17 protein-coding genes, 1 tRNA gene and 1 pseudogene are annotated in these 15,512 nt (G+C 56.5%); 6 read left to right on the forward strand and 13 right to left on the reverse strand.

Annotation, left to right across the window (positions count from 1 at the left end; all coding sequences use genetic code 11):
• Positions 1 to 164: 164 nt before the first annotated feature.
• On the forward strand, positions 165 to 446 hold the full coding sequence (locus AADJ11_RS11800) for a hypothetical protein (RefSeq protein WP_341234713.1): 282 nt from the start codon (positions 165 to 167) through the stop codon (positions 444 to 446).
• Positions 447 to 949: 503 nt separating this feature from the next.
• On the opposite strand, the pseudogene AADJ11_RS11805 reads toward AADJ11_RS11800, so the two are convergent.
• The 3 genes and pseudogenes from AADJ11_RS11805 to AADJ11_RS11815 form a co-directional block, all read right to left on the reverse strand.
• Positions 950 to 2,146: pseudogene (locus tag AADJ11_RS11805) on the reverse strand (IS3 family transposase).
• A gap of 268 nt (positions 2,147 to 2,414) precedes the next feature.
• Positions 2,415 to 3,197, reverse strand: coding sequence for a hypothetical protein (locus AADJ11_RS11810; protein ID WP_341234714.1), 783 nt, complete (start codon positions 3,195 to 3,197; stop codon positions 2,415 to 2,417).
• Between the two features lie 387 nt (positions 3,198 to 3,584).
• Positions 3,585 to 3,668, reverse strand: a tRNA-Leu gene (locus tag AADJ11_RS11815).
• Positions 3,669 to 3,787: 119 nt separating this feature from the next.
• On the opposite strand from AADJ11_RS11815, the gene AADJ11_RS11820 reads away from it, so the two are divergent.
• The 5 genes from AADJ11_RS11820 to AADJ11_RS11840 all read left to right on the forward strand — a co-directional run bounded on the left by AADJ11_RS11820 (position 3,788) and on the right by AADJ11_RS11840 (position 8,107).
• Entirely contained in the window at positions 3,788 to 4,309 is a 522-nt protein-coding gene (locus AADJ11_RS11820; protein ID WP_341234715.1) for a Hint domain-containing protein, read from the forward strand.
• Between the two features lie 377 nt (positions 4,310 to 4,686).
• Entirely contained in the window at positions 4,687 to 5,025 is a 339-nt protein-coding gene (locus AADJ11_RS11825) for a P-II family nitrogen regulator (protein ID WP_341234716.1), read from the forward strand.
• A 35-nt stretch (positions 5,026 to 5,060) separates the two neighbouring features.
• Positions 5,061 to 6,467, forward strand: a complete 1,407-nt coding sequence (gene glnA, locus AADJ11_RS11830) for a type I glutamate--ammonia ligase (protein ID WP_341234717.1) — start codon at positions 5,061 to 5,063, stop codon at positions 6,465 to 6,467.
• Positions 6,468 to 6,616: 149 nt separating this feature from the next.
• Positions 6,617 to 7,420: a lytic murein transglycosylase gene (locus AADJ11_RS11835; RefSeq protein ID WP_341234718.1), complete on the forward strand. Its 804-nt coding sequence runs from the start codon at positions 6,617 to 6,619 to the stop codon at positions 7,418 to 7,420.
• 258 nt (positions 7,421 to 7,678) lie between these two features.
• Positions 7,679 to 8,107: a glyoxalase superfamily protein gene (locus AADJ11_RS11840; RefSeq protein WP_341234719.1), complete on the forward strand. Its 429-nt coding sequence runs from the start codon at positions 7,679 to 7,681 to the stop codon at positions 8,105 to 8,107.
• 18 nt (positions 8,108 to 8,125) lie between these two features.
• Here the strand turns inward: AADJ11_RS11840 and AADJ11_RS11845 are convergent, their stop codons facing one another.
• From AADJ11_RS11845 to secD, 10 genes are all read right to left on the reverse strand, one after another.
• Positions 8,126 to 8,848 carry a DUF3445 domain-containing protein gene (locus AADJ11_RS11845; protein WP_341234720.1) on the reverse strand — a complete coding sequence of 241 codons (723 nt, stop codon included), beginning with the start codon at positions 8,846 to 8,848 and terminating at the stop codon, positions 8,126 to 8,128.
• 176 nt (positions 8,849 to 9,024) lie between these two features.
• Positions 9,025 to 9,564 (reverse strand): DsbE family thiol:disulfide interchange protein, encoded by a 540-nt coding sequence (locus tag AADJ11_RS11850; RefSeq protein ID WP_341234721.1) that lies wholly within the window; start codon positions 9,562 to 9,564, stop codon positions 9,025 to 9,027.
• Positions 9,557 to 9,706, reverse strand: coding sequence for a heme exporter protein CcmD (gene ccmD / locus AADJ11_RS11855; protein ID WP_341234722.1), 150 nt, complete (start codon positions 9,704 to 9,706; stop codon positions 9,557 to 9,559). Before ccmD ends, AADJ11_RS11850 begins: the two co-directional genes overlap by 8 nt.
• Positions 9,706 to 10,440 carry a heme ABC transporter permease gene (locus AADJ11_RS11860; protein WP_341234723.1) on the reverse strand — a complete coding sequence of 245 codons (735 nt, stop codon included), beginning with the start codon at positions 10,438 to 10,440 and terminating at the stop codon, positions 9,706 to 9,708. The genes ccmD and AADJ11_RS11860 overlap by 1 nt, the downstream gene beginning before the upstream one ends.
• Positions 10,441 to 10,504: 64 nt before the next feature.
• Positions 10,505 to 11,161, reverse strand: a complete 657-nt coding sequence (gene ccmB / locus AADJ11_RS11865; protein ID WP_341234724.1) for a heme exporter protein CcmB — start codon at positions 11,159 to 11,161, stop codon at positions 10,505 to 10,507.
• Positions 11,158 to 11,775 carry a heme ABC exporter ATP-binding protein CcmA gene (ccmA, locus tag AADJ11_RS11870; RefSeq protein WP_341234725.1) on the reverse strand — a complete coding sequence of 206 codons (618 nt, stop codon included), beginning with the start codon at positions 11,773 to 11,775 and terminating at the stop codon, positions 11,158 to 11,160. The genes ccmB and ccmA overlap by 4 nt, the downstream gene beginning before the upstream one ends.
• A 1-nt stretch (position 11,776) precedes the next feature.
• On the reverse strand, positions 11,777 to 12,130 hold the full coding sequence (locus AADJ11_RS11875; protein ID WP_341234726.1) for an Mth938-like domain-containing protein: 354 nt from the start codon (positions 12,128 to 12,130) through the stop codon (positions 11,777 to 11,779).
• 4 nt (positions 12,131 to 12,134) lie between these two features.
• Positions 12,135 to 12,890 carry a sulfite exporter TauE/SafE family protein gene (locus tag AADJ11_RS11880; RefSeq protein WP_341234727.1) on the reverse strand — a complete coding sequence of 252 codons (756 nt, stop codon included), beginning with the start codon at positions 12,888 to 12,890 and terminating at the stop codon, positions 12,135 to 12,137.
• Positions 12,883 to 13,851, reverse strand: coding sequence for a protein translocase subunit SecF (secF, locus tag AADJ11_RS11885; RefSeq protein ID WP_341234728.1), 969 nt, complete (start codon positions 13,849 to 13,851; stop codon positions 12,883 to 12,885). Before secF ends, AADJ11_RS11880 begins: the two co-directional genes overlap by 8 nt.
• A gap of 9 nt (positions 13,852 to 13,860) precedes the next feature.
• Positions 13,861 to 15,510, reverse strand: a complete 1,650-nt coding sequence (secD, locus tag AADJ11_RS11890) for a protein translocase subunit SecD (protein WP_341234729.1) — start codon at positions 15,508 to 15,510, stop codon at positions 13,861 to 13,863.
• Between the last annotated feature and the right edge of the window lie 2 nt (positions 15,511 to 15,512).

Here is a 15,512-nt window from a genome sequence, read left to right on the forward strand (position 1 = left end):
TTTTGCACCCCGCCTCATTCAGTCGATGAATGCCGGTGCACGCTCAACAAACTCGAACCCGCCAGAGCGCCCACCTGCGTGCGGCAAACCATTCGCCGATAGCGCATCCCCGCGGATCAGGGTAATCATCCATCTAAGTTGAACGATCCGTTCAGGAGGTAGAGATGAGCAACGACCACGAAACCGGGCCTAAGGTGCATTATATCTGCCAGACCTACGTCGAGAAACCGGCCGGCCGTGACGGGCGCGTCAGCTTGAGCATTGATAAACAGATAAAATATTCCACGGCTGACGAGGCTGAGCTGCGTGCGGAACGCGAGGATCGCTCTGACAGTTGCGTCGGTGTTGATGCCTATTGGGTGACCGAAGACCCCGATTCAGGCGAAGTAAGTGAGCCCACGTTCATCGTCCGGCTTGGCACCGTTCCCGAGGTCGATCCATCGTAAAACGCGTGCACGCTCTAAGTCGCTAGTCCAACGCGCTTTCGCTTGGCAATACTGCGCACCTAATGGGCCGTGCAGTTCTGCTTTACGGATAATCTTGGGTAGGTCGATAGCGGCAGCAAGAAGCCAATGATATCAATCTGATCGGCCGGCAAGGAGCGTGCGTCTTCCAGCCAATTCTAAACCTGATTGCAATCAGGTTTAGAACCTTGAAGAGGACAAACCCGCATTCAAAGAAACGTCTAAATTCAACATCAATGGGATAGAGTGGTGCGGGTGAAGGGACACTCAACCAACTGAAAGGATTGATAAATATAGTGCTATTCGTAATTTATTCGTAAAATAATTTTGGTGAAATCCTACGCGACACAAACCACTACGTGCTCATTGGAACCAGACATTCGGCCCGAAGCCGCTTTTAAATGAAGCGCGTAGACTGGAATTACGACGCAAAAAATGGGCATTAGTGAGCTACTCCCCATTCCTTGGACAAGATCTGAGATAAATTAAGCTACTCTTTGCACCTGCTGATCGGGGTTGTTTGTTTCATTTGTCTGCCAATAGACCACGGCAGGTGGTTTGCCGCCAAGTGCAGAATGTGGGCGTTTGTGATTGTAGAACTCGATCCATTTTCTGACGCCAGCCTTGGCTTCTGATCCAGTTTCCCAGGCGTGCAAATAGACGCATTCGTATTTTAGGGATCGCCATAGTCGTTCGACAAAGATGTTGTCGAGAAAACGGCCCTTGCCGTCCATTGAGATGCGCACGCCAGATCGCTGTAGCTGATTTGTCCACGCAAACGATGTGAACTGGCTGCCCTGATCCGTATTCATGATCTCCGGCAAGCCGTATTTGTGGATCGCTTCGTTGAGGGCGTCGACACAGAACCCGGCTTCCAGCGTGTTTGAGATGCGCCACGCCAGCACCTTGCGTGTATGCCAGTCCATGATCGCGACCAAATAAAGGAAGCCGCGTCGCATGGGCAGATATGTGATGTCCGCGCACCAAACCTGGTTGGGTCGGTCCACCCGCAGGCCACGCAGCAGATAGGGGTAAATCTTGTGGCCTTTCGCAACCTTGCTGGTGTTGGGCTTCTGGTAGATCGGCATAAGGCCCATCAATCGCATCAAGCGTCTGATCCGCTTCTCATTCACGAGGTGCTCCTCATTGCGCAGATGCCATGTCATCCATTGGCCGTCAGGGTATTGCCGAAGGCAATGTCCCGAGAGGCTGACGCACGCCGTAAAACGGTGTTTCCAAGAACTGCTTATCGATCAGCCGCATCAGATCGAGGTTCATCTCGGTCTCACCCTTCGGCTCATAGTAAAACGACGACCGCGAGATCGACAGCAATGCACATTGCATGCCGACAGACAGACCAGGCAAATTGGGTTCAATCATCTTGCGCCTCACTTGCCGGTCCAAGGCTTGAGCTTTCTGGCCAAAAAATCGTTGGCGACAGCCAACTCCCCGATCTTGGCGTGCAGGTCTTTGACCTGATCTTCATCGACTTCCGCTGCTTTCCGGCCACCGCGCTCAAATACTCCTGACGCGCCTTCCAACAAAGCCCGTTTCCATTGATGGATCATCGTGGGATGCACGCCGAAACGACTGGCCAACTCGCTGACCGTCTCTTCGCCTTTCAGCGCCTCCAACGCCACCTTGGCTTTGAATTCTGGATGATGTTGCTTCCGTTTCGACATTCCTGATCTCCTTCGTGTTGAAGATCAGCAGACTATAAATCGCAGCTTACGTCAGTGTCCGATTTTCGGGGGGTAGCTCATTAGATCCGTCAAGTCGCGAAGGATACTGTCCCTCACGACGGTCAAAATTCACTCTTCATATATAAAGGCCACCTACACTAGAAATAGCATGGGCAACTAGCATCGGAATGTATTACCTGCCGAATTACTCAGACCGGTGCGTAGGAATAATCAACAGTCTTCAACAGAGTGAAGCCGCCTGCCGTAATCAACGATTTTCGTCAAGAAACCCGGTTTTAGTTATGGAACGACGCAACTTTTTGTGCTTCAGCTTCATACCGGCAGGATCATCTTCGAGGGAGTATGGAGCGTTGGCACGCAAGACAACTCTAAATTCGTTCTCCGGTGAAAAATGCGTGGGCTTAGTAAAAATCGTTCGTAAATAATCTTCATAATCAGGCATGCCGCCAGTCTCATAGATAGATGGTATCGAGTTTGAACTTCCGGTGTTTCCATATTTGACGCGGTCATGAAGCAAGTATTCTTCCTGAGCGAGCTGAGTGTTCCACACAGAGCTTCTCGGCGCTACCATGCCGACTGCGTCTATGAAATCTATCAAGTCAATTTCTGCAAAATGCGTTAGCTTGGGATTACCTTCGTATTGTGTACCTGAGACACTTAACGCGCCATTTTTTATGTCTAGGTGCTGCCGACGTGAATATCCTCCATAGGAAGCGCAAAAGACAAATTCGTTGACCTCATGCGTTATCATTATGTCGGTGCCGTTGCCCGAGAAGTAGCTGTTGGTAATGCTTATGCCACCAATCATTACGCTCTTGGCATAACCCGTGTCAAAATTATGCCCATTCTCGATAATGCCCTCTCGCCTATCTGAAAAGCGCGGCTCCACATTCGCAGCAGATCCGTCCTCTTCGATCATGCGGTATCGCTTGAGAGTGCCAAACCAAAAGCTCCCAGCCAGATAATTTTCTAACATATCTGCTTCGAAAAATTTGGTGATCTTTGGTCGGATAAATGGAACCTTTGACACCGGTCTACCCTTTCTGAGCTCTACTAATAAAGCACGATAGAACGGTGGGTCTAGGAGTGCAAAGCCTGCTTGCTAGGCAGAGCCCGCGCTTAGGTCCAGCCTCCATCTATGATGAACAGATCACAGTCGCACCAGCCACAGATCCAACAAGCTGAGCGGCGAGGCAAAGTCCTTGAAACACCGATGAACGCCCATGACTAACTGGCCGGTTTCCATTCGTAAACCGTTCGTAATTTATTCGTAATAACACGGCACACAAAATTCCGACCACTTGCCCCGCAAGCAGACTAACAAACTGATAATGTTAGATAATCCTACCTTACGCCACATTGGCGAAATATCCGGAGAACGCCCTAAGTATCTGATATAAAACGATAAAAAATGTGTTGGTGCGGGTGAAGGGACTCGAACCCCCACGCCATAGGCGCCAGAACCTAAATCTGGTGCGTCTACCAATTCCGCCACACCCGCATTGCGCGGTCTCTATCAAACAACTTTGGGATAGGCGAGTGCAAAAAAGACAAGACACCAACTGTTTTTTGCAATAAGATAATCGGCACCTGAGGCAGGTAAATAAGGAAAATACGCCCATGAAACCGAATACGGTCGTGCGCGTCGGCGAAAATAATTCGCCAGCGGGCCAATATATGCCCTATGTCAGCGTCGATACCGGACTGACATCGGGGACTCGCTTGCTCACGCTTGATGGGGAAATTCCAGCGGAAATTCTCAGTATAGGTGACAAGCTTATTACGCGCGACTGCGGGGTTTCCAAAGTCACTCATATCCAACGTACAACACGTAAAGTGCGCACGATCTCTTTTGCGGCTGGGTCTTTGGGCCATACACGCCCTGAATCCGATACGCTGTTGGCTGGTGATCAAATGGTTCTGATCCGCGACTGGCGGTCGCGGGCCTTGTTCAACTGCGAACGGGCTTTGGTACCAGCGCGCGCGCTTGTGGATGATGAATTTATCATCGACCAAGGCGAACAAAATCAGGTGTTGATCCAGATTTTCTGCGATAGCCCGCATATCATCTATGCTGGCGGGCTTGAGCTGGGGACAGCGGATGCCAGCCGGGCCAGAGGTGCCGCATTAGACGCAGCATAAGCTGCGTAAAATCAAAGCTGCCCGAGCCAACGGCTTAGGCAGCCCGCCCCCTTTTGATAGGGTCCACCCAGCCCGTCACGCATATGGCGTCAGCTCCCTTGCGAGCCACTGATGTGGAATCACAGCTGTGCCAAATGGCGTGCAGGTTGGCTTGCTGCCCGCCAAAATCAGGCGCAGCGCGCGAAAATGCGGATACCCCTGCCCCAACTATTTCACTTCTGCCTATAATTTAATCGCGCAGCACATTTTTCATGCTGCACGCCCGAAATTTCATCGCTTGATGTGGACTCCGCCCGACGTCTGGTAGACCGTCGCCTTGCATCGTGAAATGACCCAGATGCAAATATTAATGGCGCATATCGGCAGGGAGGCCTCAGATGAAAAAGATCGAAGCTGTGATCAAACCGTTCAAGTTAGATGAAGTAAAAGAGGCACTTCAGGAGGTCGGCGTTCAAGGTCTGAGCGTGATCGAAGTCAAAGGTTTCGGTCGCCAAAAAGGCCACACCGAACTGTACCGTGGTGCCGAATATGTCGTTGATTTTCTGCCAAAGGTTAAAATCGAGATTGTTCTGGATGATGACCAAGTTGATGCCGCTATCGACGCCATCGTGAACGCCGCGAAAACCGAAAAAATCGGCGATGGCAAGATTTTTGTCAGCACCATCGAACAAACAATCCGCATCCGTACCGGCGAGACCGGTTCAGACGCGCTGTAATCCAACAAAAGTTTTAAGAAAAAGGATATCATCCAATGAGCACCAAGGACTTCTTGAAAAAAATCAAGGATGAGGACATCGAATACGTAGATGTTCGCTTTACGGACACACGCGGCAAGCTGCAGCACGTCACAATCGTTTCGGATCTGGTCGACGAAGACTTCATCGAAGAGGGCTTCATGTTTGACGGCTCCTCGATCGCGGGCTGGAAAAGCATCGAAGCATCGGACATGAAACTGATGCTCGACACCGACACCGCCTATGTTGATCCCTTCTATGCAGAAAAAACACTTTGCGTGCACTGCTCCATCGTTGAGCCGGACACAGGCGAAGCCTATGATCGCGACCCACGCGGCACAGCGCAAAAAGCCGAAGCATACCTGAAATCATCGGGTATCGGCGACGTGGCCTATATGGGCCCAGAAGCTGAATTCTTCCTGTTCGACAACGTCAAATACTCGAACTCGATCAACAAGGTATCCTACGAAGTTGACGCATCCGATGCGTCCTGGAACACCGACACTGACTACGAGATGGGCAACATGGGCCACCGCCCTGGCCTTAAGGGTGGCTATTTCCCGGTCAACCCAGTCGACGAATCCCAAGACCTGCGCGCTGAAATGCTGTCGACGATGAAACGTCTCGGCATGAAAGTGGACAAGCACCACCACGAGGTTGCCTCCTGTCAGCACGAGCTGGGCCTGATTTTCGGCTCCCTCACACATCAAGCGGACGAGCTGCAAAAGTACAAATATGTGATCCACAACGTGGCGCATGCGTACGGTAAATCGGCAACCTTTATGCCCAAGCCGATCTACGGCGATAACGGCTCTGGCATGCACGTGAACATGTCGATCTGGAAAGACGGCAAGCCTTTGTTTGCAGGCGACAAATATGCCGACCTGTCCCAAGAGGCGCTGTATTTCATCGGCGGCATCCTGTCTCACGCCAAATCGTTGAACGCCTTCACCAACCCGGCGACAAACAGCTACAAGCGTTTGATCCCAGGCTTTGAGGCCCCCGTTCTGCGCGCCTATTCCGCGCGCAACCGTTCGGGCTGCGTTCGGATCCCATGGACAGAAAGCCCCAAAGCCAAGCGCGTCGAGGCCCGTTTCCCTGATCCCGCAGCGAACCCATACCTGTGCTTCTCGGCTCTGCTGATGGCCGGCCTTGACGGCATCAAGAACAAGATCGATCCGGGCGAAGCCATGGATAAGAACCTCTATGATCTGCCTGCCGAAGAACTGGCCGATATCCCAACCGTATGTGGCTCCCTGCGTGAAGCGCTGGAAGAGTTGCAAAACGACATGGATTACCTGCTGGCCGGCGACGTGTTCACCAAGGACCAGATCGAAGGCTATATCGAGCTCAAGATGGAAGAAGTGCACACATACGAGCACACACCCCACCCTGTTGAATTCGGCATGTACTACAGCTGCTAATCCACAGCAGATAAATACAGCGAAAGGGCGTCCCATCCGGGGCGCCCTTTTTGCATGTTGTCTGGCGGGGGATTCACACTAGTTTCACTTTGAAGTTTTAACACCAACGGCTAATGTTGCCTAAATTCCGTCACTTTGAGGTTTCCCCCATGCATCCATCCAAGATTTTCGCCGCAGCCTGTTTGCTCACGGCGGGGCTGTCGTCGCCGGTGTTCGCCGCGCAATGCGGCAACAACGCGGGCGGCTTCAACGCATGGAAATCCGCCTTTGCCAAGGAAGCAGCCGCTGCAGGCGTGGGCCAAGCCGGGCTAAACGCCTTGGCAAAGGCACAATATGCCTCTGGCACCATTTCCGCCGACCGCAATCAGAAGTCGTTTAAATACAGCTTATCAAAGTTCATGCAGGTGCGCGGCGCGGACACCATCGTGGCTCAAGGCCGCAAACGCAAAGCCCGCGATGCCAGTTTCTACGCCGCGCTTGAATCCCGATATGGCGTTCCCGCAGGGGTGATCATCGCCATCCACGGGATGGAAACGGCATTCGGCGGTTTCATGGGCGACAGTGCCGTGGTCTCGGCCATTACCACCCTGACCTATGATTGCCGCCGATCCGCATTCTTTGAACCCCACGCCATCGGCGCGCTGAAGCTGGTCGATGCAGGGGCGATCACCAACGCCACCAAGGGCGCGAAACACGGCGAACTTGGCCACACTCAATTCCTGCCCGGCAATGCCCTACGCTACGGCGTCGATGCAAACGGCGACGGGCGCGTGGATTTCTATAACCAAGCAGACGCCCTGGCCTCGACCGCAAACTTCCTGCGTCAAAAAGGCTGGCAACCCGGCGTCGGCTACCAAGAAGGCCAAGGCAATTTCGAAGTCATCAAGCAATGGAATGCCGCCGGCGTCTATCAAAAAGCCATCGCCATCATGGCCGCCCGCATCGACGGCTAACCGAAAAACAGGCTGCGCACTCAATGTGGTACGCAGCCCCTTCTATTCCAAATGGCCCAAAATCCTCGCCGAAGGCATCCATCATCGCCACTTAAACCTTCGCTTGAAATCCGGGCAGTAACCCGCCATATGAGGAAAAGGGAAAGGCCCCTGCCGTCCGCATTCCGGTGAAGCCCTTGAAAACACAACACCTTCAATCTCGCCGATTGATGGGCAACGCGGACCCCCTTCGACTTTTGCGAGAGCAGGAGTGTTATAATGACAACCCAAATACCTTCGACCGATGTCCTGAAATCTCAGGCAAAACGTCTGCGCGCCGATCTCGCATTTCAAGGCAAAGCCGTTTCCCATGCGGCCACCTTGGAAATGGTGGCTCACCAATGGGGCGCGCGTGACTGGAACACGCTTTGCGCACAGGCCAGCGCGCCAGTTCATGGGTGGACGCCCGGCGACCGCGTGTCGGGCCAGTACCTTGGCCAACCGTTCAAAGGCATCGTGAAAGCCGCCAAACTGTCCGGCAGCGGCATGTGGTCACTCACCCTGCGCTTTGACGAAGCGGTTGATGTGGTCACATCGCCGCTGTTCAGCAACCTGCGTAAACAGGTCACGGCAGTGGTGGGCGCGGATGGGATCTCACCGCGCAAAACCTCTGACGGGCAACCGCATCTGGTGCTGCACCCACGCTAACGTAACACGCCTGCCCGGTCACTCCGCGGCAGGCATGTCCTCGCGGCGCACCACGGTGGTGTGAATGGTAAAGACCACAGCATCTGTTTCCGGCAGCCGCAAAATACATTGCCTTTCCGACCGCAGAAACGGCATGGCATCGTCAATCTCGCGCCGACGCGGCTGATGCAGATCAGCGTCGGCATAGCTCAACCTGTTGAACCGCCACAACGGCCTGCCAACCTGCACACCGTCAAACAACCGCTGGACGCGGCGCGCAATATTCGCGTCATACTCATCAACCGGAACATGGATCGCGGTCAAAGGCTGCTCAATTTTCTCGGCCAGCCGCCAATTCGCAGGAAAGCATAACACGGCGGCGGCCAATACATGCTCATCCCCGCGCTTTTGCAAAACGCATATGTCTTCCTGCACCAAATGCCCCAAACAGCGCAGCGGGGCCTGCCAATTAAGATCAACCTCGCGCCCATCCGGGCAAACGACGCGGCTGGCCCCAACATCAAACCCCAGCTGCGGCAAGATCGCCAACGCCGCCCGCAACACCTCGCAACTGGCCGCGCGCGCACTCTCCGGCTCGTACAAGACATCTAACGGACGCTCGGCGATCAACGCCGCCCGGTACTGCATCTGCGCGCCATATGCATCATCGACGCGCAGCCAACCCTCCGCACCACAAGGTGCCACCCCCGGCAACCGCACATCGCCACTCTGCTCAGGCGGTAAGACTTGCTGTAAAATCATTCTCATAGCTCAAGTGATAGGGGGACGGTTCAACCAAGTCACATAAAATGATATGTGACGCGACCTTCCGTATTCTCTGGCTCTTAAATATCCTCGCCGAAGGCGAAATTCTTTGGACCACGGCCAAAAGGAAGAGATGCCTTCGGCGAGGATTTAAGTCCATTTGGAAATAGGCGTTACTGCGCCAAAGCGTCCCGAAGCGCGGGGAGGAAACGTTGTTCATAATCGCTCCCCACCAAGGGGCCGGCAAAGCGGAAGAGAACTGTCCCCTCACCGTCAATGATGAAGGTTTCAGGCGGGGCGGTGACACCCCAGTCAATCGCCGTGCGCCCTTGCGGGTCAAAGGCGACACCTTGAAACGGGTTGCCATCGTCTGTGAGGTAGCTGCTGGCAGCACCTGCGGTGTCTTTGAAGTTCACTCCGATGATGGCGATCCCGTCCGCTTGCATTTTTAACAGGTTCGGGTGCTCTGCACGGCAGGGCGGGCACCAGCTGGCCCAGAAATTGACCAGTGTAACTTCGCCATTCGTAAAGACATCCGCCGCGGGGACTGCAAACCCGTCGAGCGCCTTCTCGGGCAGCGCGGGGGCCGTTTGCCCGACTAGTGTCGATGGCAACCCTTCGGGGTCGGGGCGGAACATGCCAAAGGCGGCAAGCGCGACAAAGGCCGCAAAGATCAGCGGCGGGGCGATCATCAGGGGCGAGATTTTAGACATCTTTATCCGCCTCGATCCGCGCCAAATCGGCCCGCGCCCGCCGGCCTTTGCGCAAGGTTAACACGATCAACCCAGCGATCAGGAACAGTGACAGACCGTACGCCCCCAGCACTTCGGCAGCGTATTTTCCCAGATCAGGCATCACATATCCCTTTTGCGACGCGCAAGCAGCGCGCGGGCGCGGCGCAGGCGGATTTCGGTACCGGTGCGGTACAAAACCAGCGCCAGAAACAACAGGCCGAAGCCGACCATGCTGATTGCCAGCGGATAAAAGAACACATCTGAAACCGTGCGGCCGCCGGTTGCCACGGGCACGGAGGTGCCTTGGTGCAGGCCTTGGTTCCAGAATTTCACGGCATAGCGCGACAGAACGGCAAATACTGACCCCACGAGGCACAGGACCGAGGTGAGGTCAGCGGCGGTATCCGGGTCCTCAACCGCCTCCCACAGGGCGATATAGCCGAGGTAGAACAAAAACAGGATCAGGAAGGACGTCAGGCGCGGGTCCCATGCCCACCACGTGCCCCACATCGGCTGACCCCAGATCGCACCAGTCACCAGCGCGATCAGGGTCATGGTGATCCCCACGGGGGCAGCGGCCTTGGCCGCCAAGGCGCTTACATGGTGGCGGCGGATCAGCCAGATCAGCGAGGCCACCAGCATCATGAACCACGCGTTGATTGCCATCAGGGCTGCGGGGACGTGCAGATAGATAATCTTGACCGTTGATCCCTGGCGGTAATCATCTGGCGTCCCGAAAAACCCCCAGACCAAGCCGACGGCCACACAAATAGCGGCGGCCGCCCATAGGAACGGCTGCACGCGAGCGGAGAGGCCCAAAAATTTCACCGGATTGGCGTATTCCCACAAAGACATGTTTGGTATTTACCCTTCCGCTAGGATGCACTCAATGGGCAAAACGCCTCAGGGCTGGCACCGTTCACCGCAATGTCATCCGCAGCACCGCAGCGGATGCGAAAGGCATCAGCGCAATTGTGCCCAGAGTGATGCCTGCAAGCAGGATCAAAGGCGTCGTGCCATCCAACCCGATCGCCCCGCGACGGGCGGCTTCGGCCCCGAAAATCAGGGTCGGTACGTACAGTGGCAACACCAGCAACGACATCAACAACCCGCCGCGTTTGATCCCCACCGTCAGCGCGGCACCAAAGGTGCCAATCACCGACAGGGCTGGCGTGCCAAGGGCGAGCGAGGCGATCAGCCAAGTATAACCGCCGGGTTCGAGGTTCAGCATCAGCCCCAAGATCGGCGCGGCCATCACCAGCGGCAGGCCCGTGGTCAGCCAATGGGACAACGCCTTGATGCTCAGTGCGGCTTCAAGTGGCAGAGGCGCGGTGGCCAGCAGGTCCAGCGTGCCATCCTCGAAATCCAAGGCCAGCAAACGATCCAGCGACAGCAGGCACGCGAGCAAAGCCCCCAGCCACAGCACCCCCGGTGCGATGGTCGACAGCAGTTCGGATTGCGGACCGACGCTGAACGGGACCAGCACTGTCACGATCAAAAAGAACGCCAGCCCAAGGCCAAAGCCACCGCCCGCGCGGAATGCCAGCATCAGGTCGCGGCGCAGCAGGGCGATCATAGAAACGCCTCGTCACTGGCACCGCTGCGCATGTCGGGCTTGCTGCGGTATGGGGTGACGTCAAAGGTATCTGCGTTCAGGCCAAGATCGATATGGGTCGCGATCAGCGCCATACCCCCTGCCCCCAGATGCGCGGTCACAGCCGCCGCAAACATCGCAACGGCGTCGGTGTCCAGTGACACGGTTGGTTCATCCAGCACCCAGATGGGCCGCCCCGTCACCATCAACCGTGCCAACCCCAAGCGACGTTTTTGTCCTGCGGATAGCGTGCCTGCCAGCCGGTCGCGCAGCGGATCAAGTTGATAGGCCGCCAGCGCCGGTTCGATATCGCTGTTGCCAAAAACCTGCGCCCAGAACATCAGGTTCTCGGCCACGCTCAGCATCGCCTTGAGGCCATCCGCATGGCCAGCATAGGCGATGGTTTCATCCGAGCCGTCAATCTGGCCTGATAGTGCCGGTTGCAGCCCTGCGATGGTACGCAGCAGCGTGGTTTTGCCCGCGCCGTTCGGCCCGCGCAAGATCAGCGCCGCGCCGGGTGCGATTTCAAACGATACGCCGCTCAGCACGGGCACGCCGCCACGGGCGACCGCCAGATCATTTACCCGCAATGTCATATCAGATCGGTATCATCGCCAGCGCCACGCGCCGGCCTTCGCTGAGCAACACGTTATAGGTACGCGAGGCTGCGGGCGACGACATTACCTCAAGCCCCAGCCCTGCGCCCTCAAGCTGGCGGCGCATGTCGGCGGGGACATGGGCGATCTCGGCCCCCATCCCCAGAAACAAAATGTCGATCTTGCCTACCAGTTCCAGCAGCGGGGTCAGGTCGTCAAAACCGCCCCATGTCTGGGTGCCCATGGCACCGGTGATCACCGGTCCCTCGATAACGCTGCCGCCAATACGGAAAAAGCCGGGGCCATACCCTTCGACAGGTTTGGCATCGTTAAACACAACCTCGTTCAGGCGCATGACCTTATCCTTTCCACAGCGGCAAACCGATAATAGCGGAAAGCCCGATGACAATATAGGCCACAGTACGGAAAAGCCTCTCGGAGCCCGGGTTAAAGAGCCGCGCCCCGATCATATTGGCCAAGACGCTGGGAATACCCATCAACAGGCCAAGCGCCACGATCTGCCAGACCAACAGATCGCTGGCCCAGAGCATGGCAAACAGCAGCAAATCGATGCCCACCAGATACAGCAGAAAATTCGCGCGGATCACTGCAATTGGCAGTTTGCTGGCCATATAAAGCATGATCACAGGCGGACCGGCGATGCCTGCAAAGCCGGTCATAAACCCACCCAATGCGCCCGTTCCGACAACCAGCGGCGTGCCAAGGGTGCCCGGATATCGCCAACCTGTCATCACGAGCACCAGCAACGTCAGGACAATAGCGGATACGATCCAACCGAAGGGCTCAGGCGAGATGTAGGACAGGCAGAGCAATCCCAGCGGCATCGCCACCACCACACCCGCCAGCAAAAGGGATACGTCGCGCTTGGTGCCTTGGCGCAGGGCTGCGGGCAAGTTGGGCAACGGGCCCAGTAATTCTGCCGCTGTTAGAAATATCACCGCTTGGACGGGGCTAAGCACCGATGCCGCGACGGGCATGATGATCATTGCGCTGCCAAATCCGGTAAATCCGCGCACCAGCCCCGCAACAATGACAGCGCACAACAGCCAGATCAGACCCGAGGTCGATCCGGCTGCGGCTAATACCTCAGGCATCTATGTTGGCATATTGGCCTGTGTTGTTGTCTTTCTTGGACCAGTCGCGTTTGACCCCAAGGAACAGCACCACGTTCTTCGCCACAAAGACCGACGAATAGGTCCCGACGACAACGCCCCATGTAATCGCAAAGACAAAGCCACGGATCACATCACCGCCCAGAACCAACAGCGCGATCAGCGCCAACAGGGTCGTGCCCGATGTCATCAAGGTGCGGCTAAGGGTTTCGTTCACACTGATGTTCATCACATCGCGCAGGGGGCGTTTTTTGTATTTGCGCAGGTTTTCCCGCAGCCGGTCAAAGATCACCACCGTATCGTTGATCGAATAGCCGATGATCGTCAGGATCGCCGCAATCACCGGCAAATCGAACCGGATTTGCAGGGCCGAGAAAATGCCGATGGTCAGGATCACATCGTGAAACAACGCCGCAACCGCACCAACGGAAAACTGCCATTCGAAGCGCAGCCAGATGTAGATCAGGATCGCCGCCAGTGACGCACCAACGGCAAGGAACGCGGTCTGGATCAGCTCGCCCGATACTTTCGGACCCACGGATTCAACGGATGTGAAAATGATGCTCGGCGCGACAGTTTTCAGCGCGCCTTCGACCGCTTCGATCATTTCGGGCGTTGCCGCTTCCTCGCCCTCTTGCGCCTGAATGCGCACCATGGCCACGTGTTTGCTGCCATCGCTGGTCGGGTCAAACACCTCTGAGATCGAGACATCGCCCAGCCCCAACGGCTCGATCGCGGCGCGGTAGGCGGCGACGTCAACGGCCGCTTCGCTTTGGGTGCGCAATGTCGTGCCCCCGCGGAAATCGATGCCATAGTTCAGGCCCATCGTGAACCACACGGCCAAGGCGAGAACCACAGCCAAACAGGACGCGCCAAAGGTAAACTTGGCGTGTTTGAAAAAGTCAAAGCTGGTTTCGTCAGGGATCAGTCGCAAGCGTTTCATATCAATTTCCTAGACCGTGATCGTCTTGGGACGGGAGCGTTCAAACCAGAACACGACCATCAGACGGGTGACGAAATATGCGGTAAAAACCGACGTGATAATGCCGATGCCCAGTGTCACGGCAAAGCCCCGCACCGGCCCAGACCCCAGAACAAACAGGATCACAGCGATGATGAACGTGGTGATGTTGGCATCCAGAATGGCGCTGAGCGCGCGCTCGTACCCAAGGCTGATGGCGCGTGCCGGGCCTTTGGCGGTTTTCAGTTCCTCGCGGATACGTTCAAAGATTAGCACGTTCGCGTCAACCGCCATACCGACAGTCAAAACGATGCCCGCGATCCCGGGCAAGGTCAGCGTCGCACCGATCAGGCTGAGCAGGCCAAAGATCATGCATACGTTCACGATCAGCGCGATGTTGGCGAAGAAACCGAACAAACCGTAGCTCGCCCACATAAAGAACAGCACGGCGATGAAGGCGACGCTCGTGGCGATCTTACCCGCATCAATACTGTCTTGGCCCAGTTCCGGCCCGATTGTGCGCTCTTCGACAAAGGTCAGCCCCGCAGGCAAGGCCCCTGCCCGCAGCAAGACGGACAGATTGGTCGATTCCTCGACCGAGAAATTGCCGGTGATGATACCCGACCCACCCGGAATGGCGCTTTGGATTGTCGGGGCGCTGATGACCTCGTTATCCAAGACAATCGCGAAGGGCGCGCCGATGTTTTCGGCCGTATAGGTCCCGAATTTACGCGCACCCGTGGTGTCAAAGCGGAAGCTGACCGCAGGCCGCCCGTTCTGGTCAAAGCTGGGCTGCGCATCGACCAGCTGTTCGCCGGTCACGACGGGGGCGGTTTCGATGATGTAGAACACGCCCTCAGATTCCGCGTCTGGCAACAGCGAATTGCCCAGACCGGGGGATGCGTTTTCATCCGCGCCGCGGTTCACAACGGGGTTGAACGTCAACTGCGCCGTGGTCCCGATAATGGCCTTCAGTTCGGCCGCCGACCCGATGCCCGGCACCTGAATCAAAATGCGGTCCGACCCTTGACGCTGGATCGTGGGTTCGCGTGTGCCAACCTCGTCGATGCGGCGGCGGATGATCTCCAGCGATTGCTGCATCGTCCGCTCGTCCGTGGCCAGCTTTTCAGCGTCCGTCAACGTCACGCTAATGATGTCTTCGGCACCGCTCACCACGATGTCGTTCTGGCCCGCCCCGGTGATCGTTTGCACAGGCCGCGCCAATGTGCGCGCCGCCTCTAGCGCCTCGGCCAGCTTGTCGGCGTCGTTGATCCGCACGCGCAACTCGCCCTCGGGGGCCTCGACACGGCGCACGGGCGTGATCGACCGCAACACATCGCGTACCTCGGGCCAGGCCGCTTCCATCCGGTTGGCATACACCTCAGATACGTTGACCTCGGCCAGCAGATGCGCACCGCCGCGCAGATCCAGCCCAAGGTTCACCAACTGCTCGGGCAGCCATGTGGGCCACAGGGCCGCCTGCGCCTCAAGCTCGGGCGTGGGGCCTGCCACCTCCATCGCCTTGAGCGCATCATTATGCTGCTCTACGGGGCCGTAAAACGCATTGGGCAGCGCCAGATACAGGCCAGCCGCACAGGTGAGGATGATCAACACCCGTTTCCACAGATCAATCTGAAGCATGG

The organism is uncultured Sulfitobacter sp., from assembly GCF_964021855.1.
Lineage (GTDB): Bacteria > Pseudomonadota > Alphaproteobacteria > Rhodobacterales > Rhodobacteraceae > Sulfitobacter.